This is a genomic window from Kitasatospora sp. NPDC094016 (assembly GCF_040304045.1).
Taxonomy (GTDB): domain Bacteria; phylum Actinomycetota; class Actinomycetes; order Streptomycetales; family Streptomycetaceae; genus Kitasatospora.
In genome coordinates, this window is sequence record NZ_JBEOUK010000001.1 from 56916 (window position 1) to 78972 (window position 22057).

Below are 22057 nucleotides of genomic sequence, written 5' to 3' on the forward strand. Positions count from 1 at the left end.
CGCAGGGTGGCCGGGGCCTCGGCTCAGACGCGCCGGTCGTAGTCGACGGGCAGCCGGTTGACCCCGCGCGCCAGGACGGCGGGGATCCAGGCGAGGGAGTCCAGGCCCTCGCTGGGCGCCTCGGACGGGCGCAGCCCGGGCAGCCGGGTGAGCAGGGTGGCGATGGCGGTCTGGAGTTCGGCCCGGGCCAGGGCGGCGCCGGGGCAGTAGTGGATGCCGTGGCCGAAGGCGAGATGGGCGTTGGGCGTGCGGTCGAAGTCGAGGCGGTCCGCGTCCGGGAACCGGGTCTCGTCCCGGTTGGCGGCGCACAGCGAGACGATCACCGAGTCGCCGGCCGGGACGGTGGTCCCGAACAGGTCTCCGTCCTCGGCGAGGAAACGCCAGGTGGTGAGCTCGAACGCGGCGTCGTGGCGCAGCAGTTCCTCCACCGCACGGGCCAGCAGTCCGGGGTCGTGGGCGGGCCCCTCGGGGAGGGAGTCGCGCAGCCGGGCGAGCTGGTCGGGGTGGCGCAGCAGGGTGATCAGCATGGTGGTGATCTGGTTGGTGACCGGCTCCTGGCCCGCGACCAGCAGCTGGAACACCATGGAGTCCAGCTCCTCGCGGCTCAACTCGCCCGCGTCGTGGGCGGCGACGAGCCGGCCCAGCAGGTCGGCGCCGACCGTGTCCGGGTCGTGCCGGTCGTGGTCATCGGCGGGGTTCCCGGCGCGCTTGTGGGCGACCACGTCGGCGATGTACGTCTGGAGGCCGCGCAGCCGCGCCTCGTACGCCGGGCGGCCCGGGTCGTGCGGGCCGACGGGCTGTACGACCTTGCCCCAGTCGCGGTCGAATCGCACCGCCAACTCGGCCGGCAGGCCGATCACTTCGGCGAGCACCCGGAACGGGAAGTGCGCCGCGAAGCCGGCCACCAGGTCGGCGCCGCCGGCCTCGGGCAGTTCGTCGACCAGTGTGTCGGCCAGCTCCTGGAAGCGCGGGCGCAACGACTCCACCCGGCGCGGCGCGAAGGCGTCCAGGACGAGCCGGCGCATCGTGGTGTGCTTGGGCGGATCCTGGTGCAGCAGGTGGACCTGCAACTGGGAGTGCTGCGGCTCGGGCATGATCGACGCCAGCTCGCGCCAGTTCTCGTTGCCCAGTGCGTGGTTCTTGCCGAACCGGGGGTCGTTGAGGGTCTCGTGGGCGGCCTGATAGCCGGTGACCAGCCAGGCGTGGATGCCGCTCGGGAACTCCACCCGGTGCACCGGCCCGGCCTCGCGCATGCGCCGGTAGAGCGGGTACGGGTCGCTCTTGTACTCGGGGCCGTACAGCGGTACGGGGTCCGGGAGTTGGTCGTAGCCGTACGGGCAGCGCGGCTCGTCCGTCGGGTGGGCCGGCGCCGGGTCATGGACGGTGTCGGTCATCTGCGGTGTTCCTCCGGTGGTGCGGGCATGGCGGGGTGCGGGCTCTCGGGTACGGGCTCCGGGTGTATGGGCTCCGGGCGGGCGGGCGTCGGGAAGGCGCGGTCCGGCGGTCTCAGGTCCGTGGACGGCGGTGCAGGGCGAGCAGGGCTACGGCCGTCGCCGCGACCAGGGCGGCCAGGGCGATGCCCGCCCGGGTGCCGGTGGTGGCGCGGTCGCCGGCCAGCGCGGCGGCGCCGGCCAGGGCAGGGCCGAAGGCGAAGCCCAGGCTGCGGGCCAGTTGGACGGCGGAGCCCGCGGTGGCGAGCTTCCCGGGGGGCGAGGCGGTCATCACCAGGGCCTGGGTGGGGCCGCCGTTGAGGCCCATCCCGACACCGGCCAGGGCGAGCCGCCAGGCGATGTCGGCGGCGGACCACCCGGTGTCCAGCGGGACGAGCAGTGCCAGGCCAAGGGTGGTCACGGCGGCGCCGGTGAGCGCGGTCGGCCGGGCGCCCCAGCGGTCGGCCAGCCGTCCGCCGACCCGGCCGGCCAGCACCATGCCGAGCGGGAAGGCCAGCATGGTGAGCGCGGTGGCGGTGGCGCTCTCGCCGCCCGGGCCGCGCAGGTGCTGGGCGAGCAGGTAGTGGCAGGCCGCGAAGCCGGCGGCGAGGGCCAGCACCGACGCGTTGACCCCGACGGTGCCGGCGGCCCGCAGGACTTCGGCGACCGGCCTGCCCCCGGGGCGGCGCAGCCAGACCAGCACCAGAGGGGCGGCGGGCAGCGCCAGAAGCAGCCACAGCGGCGCCTCCGGGGCCAGGGTCAGCGCGAGCAGCACGGCGGCGACGGCCGCGCCGATCAGGGCGGCATCGCCGAGCGACGCCCGGTCGGGCGGGCGCAGGCGGCCCCGCCGCGGGGCGTACCGGCGCACGATCAGCACGGCGGCCAGGCAGACCGGCAGCTTGATCAGGAAGACCGCCCGCCAGCCGAAGTGGTCCAGCAGCAGGCCGCCGATGACCGGCCCGGTGACGGCGCCGAGCGGGCCGAGCGTGGCCGGGATGCTCATCGCCCGTCCGCGGGACTCGGGGCGGACGGAGGTGGCGGCCAGCACCGGCATCAGGACGAACAGCACCGCGCCGAAGGCGCCCTGGAGCAGTCGGGCGGCGATCAGCCAGCCCGCCCAGGGGGCGAGGGAGGCCAGCACGCTGCACGCGGCGAAGCAACTGACGGCGAGCAGCAACGCCGAGCGGGTGCCCACCTGGTCCAGCCAGCGCCCGGCGGGCAAGAGGAGCGCCACCAGCGGGAGTTGGTAGCCGAGGGTGGCCCACTGGGCGACCCCGGCGGACACGTGGAGGCTGGCCGAGATGTCGGTGAGGGCCAGGTTGACCACGTTCATGTCGAGCATCGCGACGAACGAGAGCAGCCCGGCGGCCACGACCAGGATCCATCGGTCCGCCGGTTCGGCCTGATTGTCCATCAACGTGGCGGCGGCCAGCGGCTGTTGCGCTGCCATGGAGTCCCTCCGTTGCCCGACTGCTGTACCGGACACCGCCTCGGCGGCGGTGTCCGGTACAGCAGTCGGAGGCGCGGGGGCTCCAGTTCCGAACATGTGGGGGAATTTTCGGACGGACGGACGGACGGACGGACGGTTCGGACGGACGGGCGGGCGGGCGAGGGCGGCGGACAGATGACAACCGACAACTAACAGATAACAGATTTCGAAATCTGTTATCTGTTAGTTGTCATCTGTTACCCGCCACCTGCCGTTCGTCCGCTCAGCAGGCCGCTGCGAGTTCCCCGCCCTCGGCCGCGCGGAGCCGGGCTATCAGCTCCTCCCGGGCGCGGGCGACTCGGGAGCGGACGGTGCCGATCGGGCAGCCGGCGACCTCGGCCGCCTCGGCATAGCTCAGGCCGACCACCTGGGTGAGAACGAAGGCCTCCCTCCGCTGGGCGGGCACCCGGTCGAGCAGGTCCCCGAGCGCGACGCCGTCCTCGAACCCGGCCGCCGGTTCGGTCCCCTGCCGCTCCGCCGCCTCCTGCCAGTCCGGCAGCGCCGCGCAGCGCGGTCGGGCGGCGGCCGTCCGGTACCGGTCGATCACCGTGCGCCGGGCGATCGACAGCAGCCAGGTGCGGGCCGAGGAGCGGCCGGCGAACGCGGGCAGGCCGCGCAGCGCGCGCAGGAAGGTCTCCTGTGCGAGGTCGTCGGCGGACTGGACGTCGGTGAGGTGGGCGACGAACCGCCAGACGTCCCGCTGGGTGGCGCGGACGAAGGCCTCGACGTCCGGGGCCCGGCCCGCGCGGGCGGTCAGCGCGAGCGCGGTGAGCTGCTCGTCATCCATGGCGGCCTCCCACCCGGCCGGTCCCACCGTGAGGGCAGTGCGGGACGATGGTCGTATGAGATGCGCGCAGTTCCGTACCGCCCTGTCGGCCCGGCTCGACGGCGAACCGACCGGACTGCCGGATGGCCGGCTGGACGGGCACGTCGCGCGCTGCGCCGGCTGCCGAGCGTGGCTGGAGCGGGCCGAGCAACTGCGCGGCCGCGTCCGGGCGAGCGCCGCCGACGGTCCGTCGGAGGAGTGGTCGGCCCGCTTGCTGGACGGACTCGGCGTGCGAGGGCTCGGGGGCGGTCAGGCTCCGGACGGGCCGGAGACCGTGGAGCGGTAGGACGGTGGCGCCGGCCCAAGCCGGTGTGCCGTCGTAGTCAGGCATGCGAAGGTCCTGAGGGGAGGGCTGGGAGCGGCGCCACCCGAGGCGGCGCCGTCGGCGTCCATGGGACTTCCGCGCGGCCCGCGGCGTCTCCATGGAGGAGACGGCGGGCAGGCGCGGGTCCGGGCCCTGGCGGCACGGCGGCGAAGGAGCGGCCGAGCGGCAGGGCGACCTGCCCGTCGAGCGAACCCCGTGAGCCCTGCGGTCCCCGGCGGCGGTGGGCTGCCGGGGGCGGTGGGCGGAGGGGGTGGGGACGGCGGGCGCGTCAGCGGGCGAGCGCGAGCACCGGCGGGCCGCGCCGGACCACGGCATGGGTGAGCAGCACCGACCGGGACGGCCGGGCCCGGCCGCCGGTGGGCCGGGGCGCAGCCGGCGGGCGGTAGCCGAAGGGGCGCGCGAAGAGCGCCAGCAGCGGGAGCACCAGCACTCCCGCGACCACGGCGCCGAGCGCGCCGAGCAGGTCGAAGAGCCGGACCAGCGCGGCGTCACCGCGCCACAGCAGCAGCGCGCAGGCCAGCGCGGCGAGCGCGTGGGCGGCGATCATCCCGAAGGACATCCCGTGCGCCATCCCGTGTGCCATGCCGTGTGTCGTCCCGGAGGGCATCCCCGCCATCCCGGCCACGTCCAGCGCCGTCCCATCGGCCGAAGCCGAAGCCGAAGCCGAAGCCGAAGCCGAAGCCGAAGCCGAGGCCGAAGCGGACGCGGAGAGCGACGTGGAGACCGACGCGGACGTGGCTACCGACACCGGGGCGGAAACCACACCCGCCGCCGTCCCGTGGTGCATGCCCGCCATGGCGTGCAGGCCGTTGGCGGCGGGCGGGACGTCCGGGTCGAGGCCCGCCATCCGGGCCAGGTCGACGGGGGAGAGCCCGCCGGGGATCCGCTCGGGGTTGCAGAGCAGCAGCGCGGCCCAGTCCGTGGTGGCGAGTCGGCCGAGACCGCCGCCTCCCCGGCCGAGCGCCGCGGCCTGTTCGAACAACAGGTGCAGCGCGCTCTGCGTCGCGACCATCCAGACGCTGATCGCGCCGAGCCCGCGCCGCTTGCCGGCGAGCAGCCAGGTCAGACCGAGGACGACCCCGAACACGCCGGCCAGCACCGGTGGTGAGACCCCGGCTCCGGCCATGGCGACGTGCGCCGCGGCGGCCAGCGCCACGCACAGCGCGGCGAAGACCACGGCGCGCAGCAGGCGGATCCGGTCGGTCATCACGATGGCACTCATCGTCGCACCCGCCCCGCCCGGCCCGGACCGCACCCTCCGGTATTGGCCGGTTCCACCCCGTGAGACCATGCCCGGCCCCGCGCCGCCGTGCGTCGAGACACCCGGCCCGGCCACCGCGCCAACCCGTTCGTACGACCATCGGCATGGTTTGACATCGCCCCCCGCTTGCTCACTAAATGTGCACACCCCGGCACCGAAGGTGGCTGTCGGGTGGACGTCGCACACGAAGCAGGAGGCCCGGCCATGGAGACCTCGACCGGCTTGGCGGCCCCCGCCGCCGACCTCTCCGACCCCCGCTTCTGGCAGCTGCCCGCCCCCGCCCGCGCGGCCGCCTTCGCCGAACTGCGCAGACTCCCCGCGCCGGTGTTCTTCGGCGATCCCGCCACCGGCCGGGGCTTCCACGCGCTGGTCCGCCACGCCGACGTGGTCGAGGCCAGCCGCACCCCCGCGGTGTTCCTCAGCGGCCCCGGCGTCACGACCCCGGAACCGCCCCGCTGGGTCCGCCTGGTGTTCGGCGACTCGATGGTCAACCTCGACGACCCCCGGCACGCCCAGCTGCGCAGGATCGTCTCGCGCGCCTTCACCCCCCGGCTGCTCGGCCAGGTCGAGGAGGACATCCGCCGTGTCGCCACCCGCCTGGTCGACGACGTCGAGCGGCGGCGGCCGGAGGACTTCGTCACCTCCGTGGCCGCCGAGCTCCCCTTCCAGGTGATCTGCACCATGATGGGGATCCCGGAACACCCGCGCCGAATGATCCTGGACCAGGTCAACCACGCCTCCGAGAACATCGGCGTGGCCCGCCCGCTGCGCCGCCGGATCCGGATGCCAGGGCGCGGGCTGCTGGCGCTGGCCCGCATGCAGGGCATGGTCGCCTCGATCGGCCGTGAGCGTCGCCGCAGGCCCACCGAGGACCTGATCTCCGCCCTGGTCACCGCCGACGTGGACGGCCGTCGGCTCACCGGACGCGAACTCGGCGCGTTCTTCTCCCTGCTGCTGGTGGCCGGCGTGGAGACGACCCGCAACGCGCTCGCCCACGGCCTGCACCTGCTGACCGCGAACCCGGAGCAGCGCGCCCTGCTGCTCGCGGACCTCGACGGAGGGCTCGGCGGTGCGGTCGACGAGATCATCCGACACGCCACGCCGATCATCCACTTCCGCCGGACCCTCGCCGTCGACCACGAGCTCGGCGGCCCCGGGGGCCCGCTGTTGCGCGCGGGGGAGAAGGTCGCGCTGTTCTTCGGCTCGGCCAACCGGGACGAGACGGTCTTCCCCGACCCGGACGCGTTCGACATCACCCGCACGCCCAACCCCCACCTCGGCTTCGGCGGCGGAGGGCCGCACTACTGCATCGGGGCGCACCTGGCCCGGCAGGAGATGAAGGTGCTGTTCCGCGAGCTGTTCGCCCGGCTGCCCGAGGTGCGGTCGGTGGGCGAGCCGGACATCGTGCCGTCCAACTTCGACCACCGGGTCCGGTCGCTGCGCTTCACGTTCTGAGCCCTCCGAGCCTTCCGAACCCTCTGAGCCCTCTGAGCCTTCCGAACCCTCCGAGCCCTCCGAACCCCCGTTCGCGCCCTACCCGCCGATCGGCAGCCCCCGGTCGGCCTTCACCTGCTTCATCGTCAGATGGGAGTTGACCTGCGCGATCCCCGGCAGGCCGGAGAGCACGTCGGTGATGAAGCGCTCGTACGCGACGATGTCGGCCACCGCGATGCGCAGCAGGTAGTCGGGCTCCCCGAAGAGGCGGTGGGCCTCCACCACTTCCGGCAGCTCCGCCACCCGGCGTTCGAACTCGGCGACCGTCACCTGATCCTCGTGACGCATGGTGATCGTGACGAAGGGTTGGAAGCCGCGTCCGACCGCCGTGCCGTCCAGGAGCGCGCGGTAGCCGCGGATCACGCCGTCCTGCTCCAGTTGTCGGACCCGGCGCAGGCAGGGGGAGGGGGTGAGGTCCACCCGTGCGGCCAGGTCGGCGTTGGTCAGGCGGCCGTCCTGCTGGAGCTCGCGGAGGATTCTGCGGTCGATTCGGTCCATGGCGCAATATTCTGCCAAAACGCGGGCCGGGCGAGCAGGAAGTGGCCATCGCGTGCCAGGGCTATCCGGCTACCTTCAGTGACCGAACGCACCGGACAGGTGCCGCGAGGATCACCGGACCAACGGCCGGGACCCGCCCGAACGAGCACGACAGGTCGCCGCTACCCATGGACACCCACGCCCTCCTCCTCTTCCTCGGAGTCGACCTGCTGCTGGTCTGCACACCGGGGCCCGACTGGCTCTACATCGCCGCCCGAGGCCTCGGCCAGGGCCGGCGCGCCGCCTTCATCGCGGTCGGCGGCGTCTGCGCCGGCTACGCCGTCCACACCCTGCTCTCCAGCGCCGGCCTGGCCGCCGCGCTGCGTGCCGTCCCCGCCGCCCTGCCCGTCCTGCGCCTCACCGGCGCCGCGTACCTGCTGGTGCTGGCCGTCAGCATGCTGCTCGCGCTGCGCAAGGGCGGGGGCGCCACGGCCCTCACCGAGCCCAAGCCGCAGCCCACCGCGACCGTGCTGCGCCAGAGCATGCTGACCGCCCTGCTCAACCCCAAGGGGCTGCTGCTCTACCTCTCCCTGGTGCCGCAGTTCGTCGAGCCGGGCGCCGCGCTGCCGGTCGGCGGTCAGGTGCTCGCCCTCGGCTCGCTCAACGTGCTGGCCTGCGCCGTCGTGTACGGGCTGGTCGCGCACGCCAGCGGACGCCTGGGCGGACGGCTGGGCGGCACCCCGCGCGCGGCGCGCCGGATGACCCTCGTCTCGGCGGTGCTGCTGATGCTGGTGGCGGGCGTCACAGCGAGCGCCTGAGAACGGGAGCACAATGCCGGGCATGACAGAGCGTCCGACCTTCCCCGGCACCCGGCCCGCCGATCAGCCCGTGCCCGCCGATCAGCCCGTGCCCGCTGAGCAGGCTGCGTCCGCAGAACAGCCCGCCCGCGGCGGGGAACCCGCGGACCGGGCCACCGCCGACCTCTGGGCCGCCCTCGGCGGATCGGCGGACCTGCTGGGGCGGGTCTCCTTCCACGGCCCCGGCGACGTCCCGCCCTCCGGTCTTCCGGTGCGCAGGCTCGCCCGGGCCACCGTGGCCGCCTGCTCGCTGGCCGCCGCCGAACTCGCCGCCCACCGCACCGGCGGCCCGGTCCCCGCCGTCCGGGTGGACCAGGGCGCCGTCGCCACGGCCTTCGTCAGCGAACGCCACCTGACCGTCGACGGCCGCACACCCGTCAGCTTCGCCCCGCACTCCGGTTTCTGGCGCACCGCGGACGGCTGGGTCCGCACCCACGCCAACTACCCGCACCACCGCGCCCGACTGCTCGCCGCCCTCGACCTGCCCGCCGACGCCGGGCCCGAAGAGCTCGCCAAGCTGCTGGGTGAACTGCCGGCGGAGCAGGTCCAGGAGCGGGCGTTCGAGGCGGGGGCGCTCGCCGTGGCCGTCGCGCCGGTCAGTGCCACCGTGCACCCCCTGGTGGAGAGCCGGGTGACCGGCACCGCGCCCGTCCGCCCGCTCGGCGACGCAGGCCCGGAGCGGCCCGCCGCCGGGATCCGCGTGCTCGACCTCACCCGGGTCATCGCCGGACCGGTCGCCACCCGCACCCTCGCCCTGCTGGGCGCCGACGTCCTGCGCGTCGACCCGCCCCACCTCCCCGAGGCCGACGACGCCCACGCCGACACCGGCTTCGGCAAGCGCTCCACCCGTCTCGACCTCGCCGATCCCGCCGACCGCGCCGTCTTCGACGGCCTGCTCGCCACCGCCGACGTCCTCGTCACCGGCTACCGCCCCGGCGCCCTCGACGCGCACGGCCTCACCCCCGACGCACTGTCGGCCCGCCATCCCGGCCTGATCGTCGCGCAGCTCTGCGCCTGGGGCTGGGCCGGCCCCTGGGCCGGCCGCCGCGGCTTCGACAGCCTCGTCCAGGCCGGCGTCGGCATCGCCGCCCACGAGGCCGGCCCCGACGGCCGCCCGGGCGTACTGCCCGCCCAGGCTCTCGACCACGGCACCGGCTACCTCGTCGCCGCCGCCGTCCTGCGCGCCCTCACCGAGCAGCGCACCGGTCGGCCCGGCGGCCGCCACCTGCGGTTCTCCCTCGCCGGTACGGCCTCGTGGCTGCTGCACGGCATCCCGCCCGAGGCGCCCGCCCCTGCTGCCTCGGCGGAGGGCACCCCGGACACCGAGGCGTACGACCCGGCCCGGTGGCTCGCCGAGACCGACTCCGCCTACGGACGGCTGCGCCACGCCCTGCCGCCCATCGCCTACACCGGCGCGCCCACCGACTGGTCCCGCCCGCCGGGGCGCTGGGGGACGGACGCGCCGGTCTGGCGCTGAGTGCGCGCCGCGCAACCGCCGGCACGGTAGCACCGGTCAGGGACGTCGGCGGCCTCCTGGCCTTCCGCGTGACCTGCGGAGTCGGCCCCCTGGAGACGGACCTGCGGCGTCAGACCTACGGCGTCAAGCCGTGAAGTCGGGTCGTGGAGTCAGACCCCCGCCGGGATCTGCTTGGCCCGGCCGCGCATCTGGATGGCCGTCACGATCTCGATCAGTCCGAGGATCACCAGCCAGCAGCCGGCCAGGACGGCCAACGCGGCGATCGAACCGACCGGCCAGATCAGCAGCAGCACACCGGCCACCGTGTTGGCCGCGCCTGCGAAGGCCTGCCAGCCACGGGCCGGCATCTGCGGGTCGGAGACCGCGGCGGCGAGCTGGGTGATGCCCCGGAACAGCCAGCCGATGCCGATCCAGATCGCCAGCAGGACCAGTGACTGCGCCGCGCTGCGGAAGCAGAGCAGCCCCAGCAGGACGCAGATCGCCCCGCTGATGAAGGCCAGCACCCGCAGTGCGGTGGTCGCGTGGGTGCCGAACGCGGCGACCAACTGCACGATGCCGATGACCAGCAGGTAGAGGCCGAACAGCACGCCCACCACCAGCAGGGTCTCCTTCGGCCAGACGAAGACGACGATTCCGAGGGCCAGCGAGACGATTCCGGCGAGCAGCAGGACCTGCCAGGCGGCCTTGGCGAGCTGGCCGAGCGGACCCTGGACCGGGGAACCGTCGGGGGTGATGATCGGGGAAACCACGGTGGTGCACTCCTCGGGGCCGGGGACGGGCAGGGGCCGAACCCCAGACTGGCCGGGCCACCGCCGACCGGCGCGTCGGGTACGGCCGTTCGGGGGATGGAGGCAGGTCGGGGGGAACAGAAGAGGGAGGAGACGAATGTTCGATGGAGCGGCTCCGGTGGCCTTCCGGTCGCCGGAACGACATCGTCCGGTCGCCTGCCGTCGATATCATCCGGCGGTATGACTTCTGAAGGGTGGGGGACCCGTTCGGTCGAGCCGGTCAGTCAGCACTACATCGTCTGCGGGGGCAACGCACTGGCCCACCGGCTGGTCCTGGAACTCGTAGAGCACTACGAGGTCCCGGTCGTCGTCCTGGTCGCCGATCGCACCCGCGACCACGCGCCGCAGATCGAGCAACTCCCCGGCGTCGCCGCCGTCGTCGAGTACGCCAGCATCACCGACGAGGCGCTGCGCGAGGTGTCGATCGACACCGCCCGCGGCCTCGCCCTCGTCGAGGGCAGTGACCAGGACAACATCCACGCCGCGCTCAGCGCCCAAGGCCACAACCCGGACCTGCGGATCGTGCTCCGGATGTTCAACCAGCGCCTCGGCGAGAACATCGAACGGCTGCTCAGGAACGGTGCCGCGCTCTCCGGATCCGCAACCGCCGCACCCGCCTTCGCCGCGGCGGCGCTCGGGCGGCCCAACTCGGTCGAGATCGGCGGACGCTTCCTGCACATCGCCTTCGACGACGCCATCACCTCCGACCGGATCTGCGTGGTCGCCGACCACATCGACCGCCAGGACCTCAGTAGGATCCGCCTGCTGCCCGAACAGCGCGGCGACTCGGCCGACTTCGTCCGGCTCGCCAGCGAGTTCGGCGACGACGGGCCGGTCCGTCCCGGTGGCGTCCGCCGCGAAGCGGAACCGGGACCGGCGCCAGAGGAGGAACCGGGTGGCGTGGCCGCCCTCCAGGCGCTGCGCATCGAACCCAGGGAACCGATCAGCTGGGCACGGCGGGCGCGCTGGCGGCTGCTCGACATGATGCGCTTCTTCACCAGCGCCCGGATGCGGCTGGTGCTGCTCACCGCCCTTGCCGCGGTGCTGATGGCCTTCGGCGTGCTCTGGTACCTGAACCGGAACTTCGGCTGGACCCTCTACATCTCGCTGCTCGACCTCGCGGGCGCCGCCCAGCCCGACCAACTCGCCGACATCGCCGCCGGGACCGGGACGGGCGGGCTGTGGCAGCGGGTGGCGCAGGTGGTGATCACCATCTGCGGGATCACCTTCGCCCCGGTCGCCACCGCCATCGCGGTGGAGGTGCTCGGCTCCGGGCGGCGCGGGCAGCCCCGCAACCCCGGGGCCGGCACCCGGGACCACGTGATCGTCGTCGGCCTCGGCAACGTCGGCACCCGGGTCGCGGCCCAACTGCACGAACTGGGCGTGCCGGTGGTCTGCATGGAGCGCGACCCGCAGGCCCGGGGCATCGCGGCCGCCAGGGCGCTCGGTATCCCGGTGGTCCTGGGCGACGGCCCGTTCGAGGAGCAGTTGCGCCGCGCCCGGTTGAAGCACAGCCGGGCGCTGGTCGCGGTCAGCGGCGACGATGCCACGAACCTGGAGGCGGCCCTGGAGGCGCGCCACGGGAATCCCGAAGTCCGCGTGGTGGTCAGGCTGTTCGACGACAACTTCGCCGGGCACTTCTACGCGACGCTGGACAACGCGGCCTCGCGCTCGGTCTCCTACCTGGCCGCACCTGCCTTCGCCGCCGCCCTGATGGGGCGCGAGGTGCGCGGGATGCTGTCGGTGTTCCGGCACGTGCTGCTGATCGCCGAGTTGACGGTCGAGGACGGCAGCGGGCTGATCGGGATGAACCGGCACGACCTGGAGGACCCGGGCGGCGTCCGGGTGATCGCCGTCCGGTTCGCCCGCAGCACGCAGTTGCAGTGGAACTTCCCCGACCGCACCCGGCGCCTCACCCCCGGCGACCAGATCGTGGTCGCCGCCACCCGTAGCGGGCTCGCCCGGCTCAACACGGCGCTGGTGGACGAGGCGTGACGGCGCCTGATGGATGGCGGCTGACAGTCGACGGATAACAGCTAACAGATTTCAGCTGACGAAATCTGTTAGCTGTTATCTGTTACTTGTCGGCTGTCAGTCGTCTGCCGTCAGCGGCCAGATCACCGGTTGGTGAAGGACGGCGGACGCTTCTCGGCGAAGGCCGCCATGCCCTCCTTCTGGTCCGCCGTGGCGAACGCCGCGTGGAACAGCCGGCGCTCGAAGCGGACGCCTTCGGCGAGGGTCGTCTCGAAGGCGCGGTTGACGCTTTCCTTCAGCATGACCGCCGCCGGGGTGGACATCGCCGCGACGGTCTCGGCCACCGTCAGTGCCTCGGCCAGCAGCTGGTCAGCCGGGACGATCCGGGAGACCAGGCCGGCCCGCTCGGCCTCCTCGGCGCCCATCATCCGGCCGGTCAGGCACAGTTCCATCGCCTTGGCCTTGCCGACGGCCCGGGTCAGCCGCTGCGAGCCGCCGATGCCGGGGATGACGCCGAGCTTGATCTCCGGCTGCCCGAACTTCGCGGTGTCCGCCGCCAGCAGGATGTCGCACAGCATCGCCAGCTCGCAGCCGCCGCCCAGCGCGAACCCGGCCACCGCCGCCACGACCGGCTTGCGCAGCGCGCCGAGCCGGTCCCAGGGGCCCAGCCAGTCGTCCAGGTAGACGTCCGGGAACCGGTTGCCCTGCATCTCCTTGATGTCGGCGCCGGCCGCGAACGCCTTCTCCGAGCCGGTGATCACCAGACAGCCGATCTCCGGGTCCCGGTCGAAGGCGGTGGCGGCCGCGACCACCTCGTTCATCAGCTGGGTGTTCAGCGCGTTGAGCGCCTTCGGCCGGTTGAGCGTGATCAGCCCCACCCGGCCCTTGCGCTCGACCAGGATCGTCTCGTAGGTCTCGGTCTCGGTCATCGCCGTTGACTCCCATTCCGCTGCTCGGCGCCGCGCGGGCGCGCCCTGACCATCCAACGATCTACGACGAGCCCCGCCTCGCGCCAGTCTTGGTATGCGAGACGGTCGTCACGGGTCCGGCATCCCGCTGGGGGAGCCGGGCCCGGGACTCCGGACACGGGACGTCAGGGGTCAGAAGCGGACCCCGTAGCGCTCGGCCGCCTGCCGGACGGTCTCCGCCTTGACCTCGCCCCGGCGCGCCAGCGCGGCCAGCGCCGCCACCGCGATCGACTGGGCGTCCACGCCGAAGTGCCGCCGCGCCGCGTCCCGGCTGTCGGAGAGGCCGAAGCCGTCCGTGCCGAGCGACGTCCAGTCCTGCTCCACCCACGGGCGGATCTGGTCCGGCACCGCGCGCATCCAGTCGCTGACCGCCAGCACCGGCCCGGGCGCCCCTGCCAGCGCCCGTGTCACGTAGGGGACGCGCGCCGCCGCGCCCGTACCGGCCGCCGCCTGCGCCAGGTTGGCCGCGTCGCAGTCCAGTGCCTCCCGGCGCAGCTCCGTCCAGGAGGGTGCCGACCAGACGTCCGCCGCCACACCCCAGTCCTCGCCCAGCAGTTGCTGGGCGGCGAGTGCCCAGCGCACGGCGGTGCCCGAGGCGAGCAGCTGGATTCGCGGCGCGTCGCCGGACGGGGAGGGCTCCGCCGGGCGGTAGCGGTACAGCCCGCGCAGGATGCCGTCGGTGATGTCGGTGATGTCGGTGATGTCGGTGGCATCCGTGCCGGTCGGCAGCGGCAGCGGCGGTTGTGGCAGCGGCTCGTTGTAGACGGTCAGGTAGTAGAAAACGTCCTCGCCGTGCGGGTGTTGGGGGCTGCTTCCGTACATCCGGCGCAGGCCCTCGCGGACGATCACCGCGACCTCGTACCCGAAGGCGGGGTCGTAGGACAGCGCCGCCGGGTTGGTGGAGGCGATCAACTGCGAGTGACCGTCGGCGTGTTGCAGGCCCTCGCCGGTCATCGTGGTGCGTCCGGCGGTGGCGCCGATCAGGAAGCCCCGGCCCAACTGGTCGGCCAGGGCCCACATCTGGTCGGCGGTGCGCTGCCAGCCGAACATCGAGTAGAAGATGTAGAACGGGATCACCGGCTCGCCGTGGGTGGCGTACGCGGTCGCGGCGGCGGTCAGCGAGGCCATCGAACCGGCTTCCGTGATGCCCTCGTTGAGGATCTGGCCGGTCGCCGACTCCTTGTAGTGGAGCAGCTGGTCGCGGTCGACCGGGTCGTAGGTCTGCCCCAGCGGCGAGTAGATGCCGGCGCTCGGGAAGAGCGACTCCATGCCGAAGGTGCGCGCCTCGTCCGGGACGATCGGCACCCAGCGGTGGCCGGTGGCCTTGTCCCGCATCAGGTCCTTGACCAGCCGGACGAACGCCATGGTGGTCGCGATCTCCTGCGTGCCGGAACCCTTGAGCAGCGTCTCGAAGGGCTTCGCGGGCAGCTCGGGGAGCGGGGTGAAGCGCACCCGGCGGGCGGGCGCGGGGCCGCCCAGCGCGGCGCGCCGCTCCCGGAGGTAGCGGGCCTCCGGGGAGTCCGGGCCCGGGTGCGCGTACGGGACCAGCTCGCCGGTCAGGGCGCTGTCGGGAATGGGGAGTTCGAGCAGGTCGCGCATCGCCCGGAACTCCGCCCCGGAGAGCTTCTTCATCTGGTGGTTGGCGTTGCGGGCCTCGAAGCCGGGGCCGAGGGTCCAGCCCTTGACCGTCTGCACCAGCACCACGGTGGGGGCGCCCCGGTGCTCCAGCGCCGCCCGGTAGGCGGCGTACACCTTGCGCGGTTCGTGCCCGGCCCGGGAGGTCGCGACGATCTCCAACAGCCGCCGGTCGTCCACGGTTTCGGCGATCGCCCGGAGTTCGGGCGCGGCCTGGAACAGGTGCTCGCGGACGTAGCGGGCGTCCGAGGCGGCGTAGGTCTGGAACTGTCCGTCCGGCACCGCGCCGAGCCGGCGCACCAGCGCGCCCGTGGTGTCGCGGGCCAGGAGGTCGTCCCAGGCCTCGCCCCACAGTGACTTGACGACGTTCCAGCCGGCGGCGCGGAACTGGCGCTCCAGCTCCTGGACGATCTTGCCGTTTCCGCGTACCGGTCCGTCCAGGCGCTGGAGGTTGCAGTTGACCACGAAGGTGAGGTTGTCCAGCCCCTCGCGGGCGGCCAGGGCGAGCGCGGCGGTCGACTCCGGCTCGTCCATCTCCCCGTCGCCGAGGAACGCCCAGACGTGCGAGCCGGAGGTGTCCTTGATGCCGCGCGCGGTCAGGTACCGGTTGAACCGGGCCTGGTGGATGGCCGACAGCGGTCCGAGGCCCATGGACACGGTCGGGAACTCCCAGAACCACGGCAGCCGGCGCGGGTGCGGGTACGAGGGCAGGCCGTCGCCGCCGGCCTCCTGTCGGAAGCGGTCCAACTGGGCCTCGCCGATGCGCCCTTCGAGGAAGGCGCGGGCGTAGACGCCGGGCGCGGCGTGGCCCTGGACGTACAGCTGGTCGCCGGAGCCGTCGGCTTCCTTGCCGCGGAAGAAGTGCTGGAAGCCGACCTCGTACAGCCAGGCGGCGGACGCGTACGTGGCCATGTGTCCGCCGAGGCCGCCGCGGTGGTTGCCCCTGGTCACCATGGCGGCGGCGTTCCAGCGGTTCCAGGCGGTGATCCGGCGCTCCATCGCCTCGTCGCCGGGGAACTCGGGCTCGGCGCCGGTCGGGATGGTGTTGACGTAGGGGGTGTCCAGGAGCGGCGGGACGTCGAGCCGGCGCAGTTCGGCGTGTTCGACGAGGCGGCGCAGCAGGTGGGCGGCGCGGTGCGCTCCGCCGAAGTCGCGGGCGGCGTCCAGGGAGGCGCGCCACTCCGCGACCTCTTCGGGGTCGTGGTCGGGAAGCTGGTCGAGCTGGGACACGGATGGTTCCCCTTTGCCGGTGCTTCAGAGTGCCGATTCCGGGATGCGGAATGGCATTTCTCTCCATGGAAGGTCTCTATGGACGGTAGGGAGTGATCAGGCGGCGCGTCAACCGCTACTGGAGGGTAATGTGAGCGATGATCGATCATCCTTATGCGAACTGAAATTCCGGGCCAGGACCCCGCCCGGATCCGCTCAGGCAGAGCGGTCGGCGTACTCCAGGACGTGTTCCGCCAGCAGCCGCCCGACCTCCGGATCCCGCCGCCGGAAGGCCTCGATCAGCGGGGCGTGGTCGGCCGCGTTCTCGTGCAGCTCCGGGCGGACCCGGTGCAGCGACAGCACCGTCCACACCTCCACGCCCAGCCCCTCCCACGTCCGCAGCAGCGCCCCGTTGCCGGCGGCGGCCACGATCTCGCGGTGGAAGGCCACGCCGTGCCGGGCCTGCCCGAGCGCGTCACCCGCCCCGGCCGCCGCCGCCATCCGTTCCGCGTGCCGCTCCAGGGCGGCGGTGTCCCCGGCCAGGTGGACGACTGCCGACTCGGCGGCCAGCCGCTCCAGCGCGGCCCGCACCTGGTAGACCTCGCGCAGTTCGGCCGGGCTGATCTCGCGCACCCGCACGCCCCGGTTGGGCTCGGCGTCGAGCAGCCCGAGCGACTGCAGCGAGCGCAGCGCCTCGCGGACCGGCGCCTGGCTGACGTTCAACTCGGCGGCCAGGCGCCGTTCCACGATCCGGTCGCCGGGCTGCCAGCGCCCGTTCAGCAGGCCCTCCAGCAGCAGTCCGCGCACCTGCTCGCCGAGCGGCACCCGGGACAGCGGGTCGGCGTCCTCGGCGGGCGGTGGAGGGCTCGGGCGGGTCATGCGGGCTCCTTGATCGTGGTGCGTGACGCGTGACGCGTGACGCGTGACGCGTGACGCGTGGTGCGTGGTGCGTGACGCGTGGTGCGTGACGCGTGCTTCATGACGTGCGGCTCATGACGCGTGGCGGTGCGGGGTCGGCGGCGCAGCCCGGTCAGGCCAGGCCCAACTCGTCGCCCACGCGCGGCGCGAGGAAGCGGGCGACGTCCGCCTCCCCGACCTCGGCGAGCGCGGCCGGGGACCAGTGCGGGGTGCGGTCCTTGTCGATCACCTGGGCACGGATGCCCTCGACCAGGTCGTGCCCGCCCAGCGCGGCGCAGGAGATGCGGTACTCCTGGTCGAGCGCGGCCTCCAGGGAGGGGAGCGTACGGGCCCGGCGCAGCGCGGCGAAGGTCACCGTGACGGCCGTGGGGGAGTTGCCGAGGATCAGCTCCGCGGCCTCCTTCGCCTCCGCCACGCCGGAGTTCAGCAGTCGTTCGACGATCTCCCCGACGCTGTCGGCCGCGTAGCAGGCGTCGATCCAGGCGCGCTGCTCCGCGAGCGGGGCTCCCGGCTCGGGCTCGGCGTGCGCGGCGACGACGGCGGCCGGGTCGGAGCTCTCGGCCAGGGCGTCGAGCAGCGCCGCGATCCGCGTCGAGGGGACGAAATGGTCCGCGAACCCGCACAGCAGCGCGTCACCGGGGCCCATCGAGGCCGAGGTGAGGCCGAGGTGGGTGCCCAACTCGCCCGGGGCGAGCGCGAGCAGCCGACTGCCGCCGACGTCCGGGACCAGCCCGATCCGGGTCTCGGGCATCGCGATGGTGGAACGTTCGGTGACGATCCGGACCGCGCCGTGGGCGGACAGGCCGATGCCGCCGCCCATGGTGATGCCGTCCATCACCGCGACGTACGGCTTCGGGTAGTGGGCGATCAGTGAGTTGAGCCGGTACTCGTCGCGGAAGAAGGCCCGGGTGCCGGCCCCGCCGGCCTTGGCGTCGTCGTGCAGTGCGCGGAGGTCGGCCCCGGCGCAGAGGCCGCGCTCGCCGGCGCCGGTCAGGACGACGGTGCGCACCCGGTCGTCCGCGGCCCACTCGGCCAGCGTCGCGTGGATGGTGGTGATCATGCCGTGGGTCAGGGAGTTGAGCGCCCGCGGCCGGTGCAGCACGATCCGTCCGGCCCCGCCGTCCAGGGAGACCTGGACCTCCGCCACCTCTGCGCTCATCGGGTGCGTTCCCGTCGTCCGGTCGTCCCTCGGTCTTGACGACTCCTGTCGTCCACCGTACCGGGGTGGCGCGGAACCGTGATCATCCGACCGGTCGGGCGACGGGCCGCGAGGACATCGCGCCACTGGTGGGGCAGGCCTGTGGGCGCGGTGGGTTCGGCGCGCGAGGGGGAGTTCGGGGAGGGGGTGGGGGTAACAGATAACAGCTGACAGATGATGAAATCTGTCAGCTGTTATCTATCGCCTGTTATCCGTTATCCGTCATCCGTTCGCCGTCAGTTGTCGGCCGGCGGCGGTGGGCCGGCTACGGCTGGACCCGCCCCGTCACCTCGCCGAACCCGATGACGGCGCCGTCCGGCCCCGGCGCGGTGGCGGTGATGGTGACCTCGTCGCCGTCCTCCAGGAACGTCCGGGTGGTGCCGTCCGGGAGCTTCAGCGGCTCCTCGCCGTTCCATGTCAGCTCGATCAGCGCGCCGCGGGTCTCCGGCTCCGGCCCGCTGACGGTGCCCGAGGCGAACAGGTCGCCGGTGCGCAGCGAGGCGCCGTTGACCGTCATGTGGGTGAGCTGCTGCTGTGCCGTCCAGTACATCGAGGCGAACGGCGGCCGGGACACCAGGTGCCCGTTCAGCCGGACCTCCAGCGCCAGGTCCAGTCCCCACGGCTCGCCGCCGCGGTCGTCCAGGTACGCCAGCGGCTCGACGTCGCGCTCGGGCGGCGCGACCCGGGCGTGCTGCAGGGCGTCCAGCGGGACGATCCACGGGGATACGGAGGTGGTGAAGGACTTGCCGAGGAACGGGCCGAGCGGCACGTACTCCCAGGCCTGGATGTCGCGCGCGGACCAGTCGTTGACCAGGCAGACGCCGAACACGTGCTCGCGGAAGTCGCCCAGGACGACCGGCCGGCCCAGCTCGGACGGGGTGCCGACGACGAAGCCGACCTCCGCCTCGATGTCCAGCCGCCGGGTCGGCCCGAACGACGGCGCCGGGTCGGCGGGCGCCTTGCGCTGCCCGTGGGGCCGCACCACCGGGGTGCCGGAGACGACCACCGTGCCCGCCCGCCCGTGGTAACCGATGGGCAGGTGCTTCCAGTTGGGGGTGAGCGGCTCCGAGCCCGGGCGGAAGATCCGGCCCAGGTTGGTGGCGTGGTGCTCGGAGGCGTAGAAGTCGACGTAGTCGGCGACCTCGAACGGCAGGTGCAGCTGCACCTCGCCCGCCGGCACCAGCGCGGGCGACAGCGCCTCGCGGTAGGACTCGTCCGTCAGCCATCGCGTGAGGTCGGCCCGGACCTGCGTCCAGGCCGAACGCCCTGCCGCCAGAAGCGGGTTGAGCGAGTCCGCGGCCAGCAGCGCGGACGGCGCCCCGGCCGCCCGGGCGGCCGCCGCGGCGTCCAGCACGAAGTCCCCGACGCGCACGCCGATCCGGCGCCGGCCGGGCTGGTCGGCGGCGGTGAACACGCCGTACGGCAGGTTGTGCACGCCGAACGGCGAGTCCTGGGCGCTGGCGAGCCAGCTGCGGGGGGTGGTGCTCAACGGTCCTCCTGGGGCTGTGACGTGGACGGCAGCAGGCCGAGCGCGGCCAGGTCGTCCAGGGGCTCGGCGATGCTGCACGTGCCGAACGCGGTGAACGAGTTCCGGATCACCGTAACCTGACGATCGGTCAGCGCATGGACGGCCTTGGCCAGCACCGCGCCGTCGCGTTCCGCCAGCACCGCCGCTGCTGCGGCCCGGTCGGTCTCCTGCGCGGCCAGCAGCACGTTGAGGAAGCCGTGGTGCTCGAAGCCGGTGGCCGGGTCGGTGTGCCGGACGGCGTTGTGCAGTCCGGCGGTGCACTTGTACGGCAGTCCGCGCAGCGCGCAGCCGGTGAGGAAGGCGGCCAGCTCCTCCTCGTCCGGGAACGCCTCGGCCACCACCCCGCCGGTGCGGAACTTCGCCCGGTAGGGGCTGTCGATGAGCACGTCCAGTACCTCGCCCAGGCCGTCGCCGCGCAGGAGTTCGCGCGGCAGCTCGATGGCGGCCGGGACGTCGGGCGGCAGCAGCCGGTCCAGGGCGGCGACCGCCTCGGCGGCGTCCCGGACGGCGAGTTCGACGCCGGCCACCTCGAAGGGCGCGGCGGCGGCGAGCGCCGGGCCGAGCTCGGCACTGCCCCCCGGCAGTACGAGCCCGACCCTGAGCGGTGCGCCGCCCGCCATCGCCACGCCGCCCGAAGCCGGCGCACCGGTCGACGTCACCGCCGCACCGCCCGCCACCGCTGCGGCCAACTCGCCCAGCCGGCCGGCCCCGCACAGGAGCGGGCCGACCGCCTCGGCGTACCAGGCCGCGCGGTGCCCGCGGTGCGCGGGTACCGCCTCGGCGACCGGCAGGTTCCCCGGGGGGAACACCGCGGCGTCGTCGAAGAGCCCGTGGAACAGCTCGGGGATCGCCCCGGTGGCCGGTGCGTCGGGCGCGGCGGACGAGGCGGCACTCATCGCCCGGGCCCCCGCCCGGCCCAGGTCCAGGCGTAGTTGCCGTCCTCGCCGGCCCGGCCGCCCTCGCCGAGCTCCAGCGGGCGGAACGTGTCCACCATGACGGCGAGTTCGTCGAAGAACTCCACGCCGATGCTGCGCTCGTACGCGCCGGGCTGCGGCCCGTGGGTGTGCCCGCCGGGGTGCAGCGAGATCGAGCCCTGGCCGATGCCCGAGCCCTTGCGGGCCGCGTAGTCGCCGCCGCAGTAGAACATGACCTCGTCGCTGTCCACGTTGGCGTGGTAGTACGGCACCGGGATCGACAGCGGGTGGTAATCCACCTTGCGGGGAACGAAGTTGCAGATCACGAAGCCGTTGCCCTCGAACACCTGGTGGGCCGGCGGCGGCTGGTGGACCCGGCCGGTGATCGGTTCGAAGTCCCGGATGTTGAAGGCGTACGGGTACAGGCAGCCGTCCCAGCCGACCACGTCGAAGGGGTGGTGCGGCACGGTGTAGCGGGTACCCGAGACGCCGTTCGGGCCGCGGTGCTTGACCAGCACGTCGATGTCCCCGGAGGTGCCCCCGGAGGCGCCCCCGGCGGTGTCTGCGGAAGCTTCTCCGTCGGCGTCGACGACCAGCGGGCCGACCGGGCCGCGGAAGTCCCGCTCGCAGTACGGCGCGTGCTCCAGCAGCTGCCCGTACTTGGAGAGGTAGCGCTTGGCCGGGGTGATGTGGCTGTTGGCCTCGATGCAGTACGCGCGCAGCGGCTCGTCCCCGGCCGGCACCCAGCGGTGGGTGGTGGCGCGCGGGATGATCACGTAGTCGCCCTGGCCGACCTCGATCGAGCCGAAGACCGTCTCGACCGTGCCGGAGCCGGACTCCACGTACACGCACTCGTCGCCGAGTCCGTTGCGGTACAGCTCGCTCGGGGCCCCGGCGGCGACGTACGAGATCCGCACGTCGCCGTTGCCGAGGACCAGGCGGCGGCTGCCGACGACGTCCGCGGATTTCCACTCCTGGTCCGCGAACAGCTCGTGCAGCTTGAGGTGGCGGGGGAGCAGGGGGTGGTTGGGCACCGTGGACTGGTCCGGCAGCTCCCACGGCACCGCGTTCACCACGGCCGAGGGGATGCCCCGGTGGTACAGCAGCGAGGAGTCCGAAGAGAACCCCTCCTCGCCCATCAACTCCTCGTAGTACAGCCCGCCTTCGGGTGTGCGGTGCTGGGTGTGCCGCTTGGGCGGGATGCTGCCCAGCTGCCGGTAGTACGCCATCTCCCTGCTCCTCCTCGACCGTGCTCAGCCGACCGTCCTCACGGTACGCCCGACCGTGCT

General features: G+C 73.5%; 18 protein-coding genes. 5 read left to right on the forward strand and 13 right to left on the reverse strand.

The genetic code is table 11. The features are described 5' to 3' along the window. Positions 1-23: 23 nt before the first annotated feature. The 3 genes from ABT015_RS00200 to ABT015_RS00210 all read right to left on the reverse strand — a co-directional run bounded on the left by ABT015_RS00200 (position 24) and on the right by ABT015_RS00210 (position 3706). A complete protein-coding gene (locus ABT015_RS00200; RefSeq protein ID WP_350875007.1) occupies positions 24-1394 on the reverse strand; it encodes a cytochrome P450 family protein in 1371 nt (456 codons plus the stop codon). 112 nt (positions 1395-1506) lie between these two features. Then, entirely contained in the window at positions 1507-2880 is a 1374-nt protein-coding gene (locus tag ABT015_RS00205; protein WP_350875009.1) for an MFS transporter, read from the reverse strand. A 262-nt stretch (positions 2881-3142) separates the two neighbouring features. Then, a complete protein-coding gene (locus tag ABT015_RS00210; protein ID WP_350875011.1) occupies positions 3143-3706 on the reverse strand; it encodes a sigma-70 family RNA polymerase sigma factor in 564 nt (187 codons plus the stop codon). A gap of 55 nt (positions 3707-3761) precedes the next feature. On the opposite strand from ABT015_RS00210, the gene ABT015_RS00215 reads away from it, so the two are divergent. Next, positions 3762-4031, forward strand: coding sequence for a zf-HC2 domain-containing protein (locus ABT015_RS00215; RefSeq protein WP_350875013.1), 270 nt, complete (start codon positions 3762-3764; stop codon positions 4029-4031). A 307-nt stretch (positions 4032-4338) separates the two neighbouring features. On the opposite strand, the gene ABT015_RS00220 is transcribed toward ABT015_RS00215, so the two are convergent. Beyond that, a complete protein-coding gene (locus ABT015_RS00220) occupies positions 4339-5292 on the reverse strand; it encodes a hypothetical protein (protein WP_350875015.1) in 954 nt (317 codons plus the stop codon). A 243-nt stretch (positions 5293-5535) separates the two neighbouring features. Here ABT015_RS00220 and ABT015_RS00225 point away from each other — a divergent pair, with 243 nt between their 5' ends. After that, a complete protein-coding gene (locus ABT015_RS00225) occupies positions 5536-6786 on the forward strand; it encodes a cytochrome P450 (RefSeq protein ID WP_350875017.1) in 1251 nt (416 codons plus the stop codon). A gap of 78 nt (positions 6787-6864) precedes the next feature. Here ABT015_RS00225 and ABT015_RS00230 read toward each other — a convergent pair whose 3' ends face one another. Next, the gene (locus tag ABT015_RS00230) at positions 6865-7323 is read right to left on the reverse strand and encodes an Lrp/AsnC family transcriptional regulator (RefSeq protein WP_350875019.1); all 459 of its coding nucleotides are present in this window, start codon (positions 7321-7323) and stop codon (positions 6865-6867) included. Positions 7324-7490: 167 nt separating this feature from the next. Between ABT015_RS00230 and ABT015_RS00235 the strand changes: the two genes are divergently transcribed. Together ABT015_RS00235 and ABT015_RS00240 are read left to right on the forward strand one after the other, a co-directional pair. After that, positions 7491-8120 carry a LysE family translocator gene (locus ABT015_RS00235; RefSeq protein WP_350875021.1) on the forward strand — a complete coding sequence of 210 codons (630 nt, stop codon included), beginning with the start codon at positions 7491-7493 and terminating at the stop codon, positions 8118-8120. 22 nt (positions 8121-8142) lie between these two features. After that, complete coding sequence (locus ABT015_RS00240) at positions 8143-9636, forward strand: CoA transferase (protein ID WP_350875024.1); 1494 nt, start codon at positions 8143-8145, stop codon at positions 9634-9636. 149 nt (positions 9637-9785) lie between these two features. Here ABT015_RS00240 and ABT015_RS00245 read toward each other — a convergent pair whose 3' ends face one another. Continuing rightward, on the reverse strand, positions 9786-10385 hold the full coding sequence (locus ABT015_RS00245; protein WP_350875026.1) for an HdeD family acid-resistance protein: 600 nt from the start codon (positions 10383-10385) through the stop codon (positions 9786-9788). Between the two features lie 219 nt (positions 10386-10604). Between ABT015_RS00245 and ABT015_RS00250 the strand changes: the two genes are divergently transcribed. Further along, positions 10605-12419 carry an NAD-binding protein gene (locus ABT015_RS00250; RefSeq protein WP_350875028.1) on the forward strand — a complete coding sequence of 605 codons (1815 nt, stop codon included), beginning with the start codon at positions 10605-10607 and terminating at the stop codon, positions 12417-12419. A gap of 122 nt (positions 12420-12541) precedes the next feature. Here the strand turns inward: ABT015_RS00250 and ABT015_RS00255 are convergent, their stop codons facing one another. The 7 genes from ABT015_RS00255 to ABT015_RS00285 all read right to left on the reverse strand — a co-directional run bounded on the left by ABT015_RS00255 (position 12542) and on the right by ABT015_RS00285 (position 21997). Beyond that, a complete protein-coding gene (locus ABT015_RS00255) occupies positions 12542-13327 on the reverse strand; it encodes an enoyl-CoA hydratase (RefSeq protein WP_063349877.1) in 786 nt (261 codons plus the stop codon). A 171-nt stretch (positions 13328-13498) separates the two neighbouring features. After that, positions 13499-16231, reverse strand: a complete 2733-nt coding sequence (gene aceE, locus ABT015_RS00260) for a pyruvate dehydrogenase (acetyl-transferring), homodimeric type (RefSeq protein ID WP_350875031.1) — start codon at positions 16229-16231, stop codon at positions 13499-13501. A 195-nt stretch (positions 16232-16426) separates the two neighbouring features. Next, entirely contained in the window at positions 16427-17089 is a 663-nt protein-coding gene (locus ABT015_RS00265) for a GntR family transcriptional regulator (protein WP_350875033.1), read from the reverse strand. 151 nt (positions 17090-17240) lie between these two features. Next, positions 17241-18287, reverse strand: a complete 1047-nt coding sequence (locus ABT015_RS00270) for an enoyl-CoA hydratase/isomerase family protein (RefSeq protein ID WP_350875035.1) — start codon at positions 18285-18287, stop codon at positions 17241-17243. Between the two features lie 304 nt (positions 18288-18591). After that, complete coding sequence (fahA, locus tag ABT015_RS00275) at positions 18592-19815, reverse strand: fumarylacetoacetase (protein ID WP_350875037.1); 1224 nt, start codon at positions 19813-19815, stop codon at positions 18592-18594. Further along, entirely contained in the window at positions 19812-20750 is a 939-nt protein-coding gene (locus ABT015_RS00280) for a hypothetical protein (protein WP_350875039.1), read from the reverse strand. The genes fahA and ABT015_RS00280 overlap by 4 nt, the downstream gene beginning before the upstream one ends. Further along, positions 20747-21997, reverse strand: a complete 1251-nt coding sequence (locus ABT015_RS00285; RefSeq protein WP_350875042.1) for a homogentisate 1,2-dioxygenase — start codon at positions 21995-21997, stop codon at positions 20747-20749. The genes ABT015_RS00280 and ABT015_RS00285 overlap by 4 nt, the downstream gene beginning before the upstream one ends. Between the last annotated feature and the right edge of the window lie 60 nt (positions 21998-22057).

Bases quoted from the DNA above. Each gene is read 5' to 3' on its own strand.
- ABT015_RS00200 (WP_350875007.1), bottom strand. From the start codon at position 1,394: ATGACCGACACCGTCCATGACCCGGCGCCGGCCCACCCGACGGACGAG.
- ABT015_RS00205 (WP_350875009.1), bottom strand. From the start codon at position 2,880: ATGGCAGCGCAACAGCCGCTGGCCGCCGCCACGTTGATGGACAATCAG.
- ABT015_RS00210 (WP_350875011.1), bottom strand. From the start codon at position 3,706: ATGGATGACGAGCAGCTCACCGCGCTCGCGCTGACCGCCCGCGCGGGC.
- ABT015_RS00215 (WP_350875013.1), top strand. From the start codon at position 3,762: ATGAGATGCGCGCAGTTCCGTACCGCCCTGTCGGCCCGGCTCGACGGC.
- ABT015_RS00220 (WP_350875015.1), bottom strand. From the start codon at position 5,292: ATGAGTGCCATCGTGATGACCGACCGGATCCGCCTGCTGCGCGCCGTG.
- ABT015_RS00225 (WP_350875017.1), top strand. From the start codon at position 5,536: ATGGAGACCTCGACCGGCTTGGCGGCCCCCGCCGCCGACCTCTCCGAC.
- ABT015_RS00230 (WP_350875019.1), bottom strand. From the start codon at position 7,323: ATGGACCGAATCGACCGCAGAATCCTCCGCGAGCTCCAGCAGGACGGC.
- ABT015_RS00235 (WP_350875021.1), top strand. From the start codon at position 7,491: ATGGACACCCACGCCCTCCTCCTCTTCCTCGGAGTCGACCTGCTGCTG.
- ABT015_RS00240 (WP_350875024.1), top strand. From the start codon at position 8,143: ATGACAGAGCGTCCGACCTTCCCCGGCACCCGGCCCGCCGATCAGCCC.
- ABT015_RS00250 (WP_350875028.1), top strand. From the start codon at position 10,605: ATGACTTCTGAAGGGTGGGGGACCCGTTCGGTCGAGCCGGTCAGTCAG.
- ABT015_RS00255 (WP_063349877.1), bottom strand. From the start codon at position 13,327: ATGACCGAGACCGAGACCTACGAGACGATCCTGGTCGAGCGCAAGGGC.
- ABT015_RS00265 (WP_350875033.1), bottom strand. From the start codon at position 17,089: ATGACCCGCCCGAGCCCTCCACCGCCCGCCGAGGACGCCGACCCGCTG.
- ABT015_RS00270 (WP_350875035.1), bottom strand. From the start codon at position 18,287: ATGAGCGCAGAGGTGGCGGAGGTCCAGGTCTCCCTGGACGGCGGGGCC.
- ABT015_RS00280 (WP_350875039.1), bottom strand. From the start codon at position 20,750: ATGAGTGCCGCCTCGTCCGCCGCGCCCGACGCACCGGCCACCGGGGCG.
- ABT015_RS00285 (WP_350875042.1), bottom strand. From the start codon at position 21,997: ATGGCGTACTACCGGCAGCTGGGCAGCATCCCGCCCAAGCGGCACACC.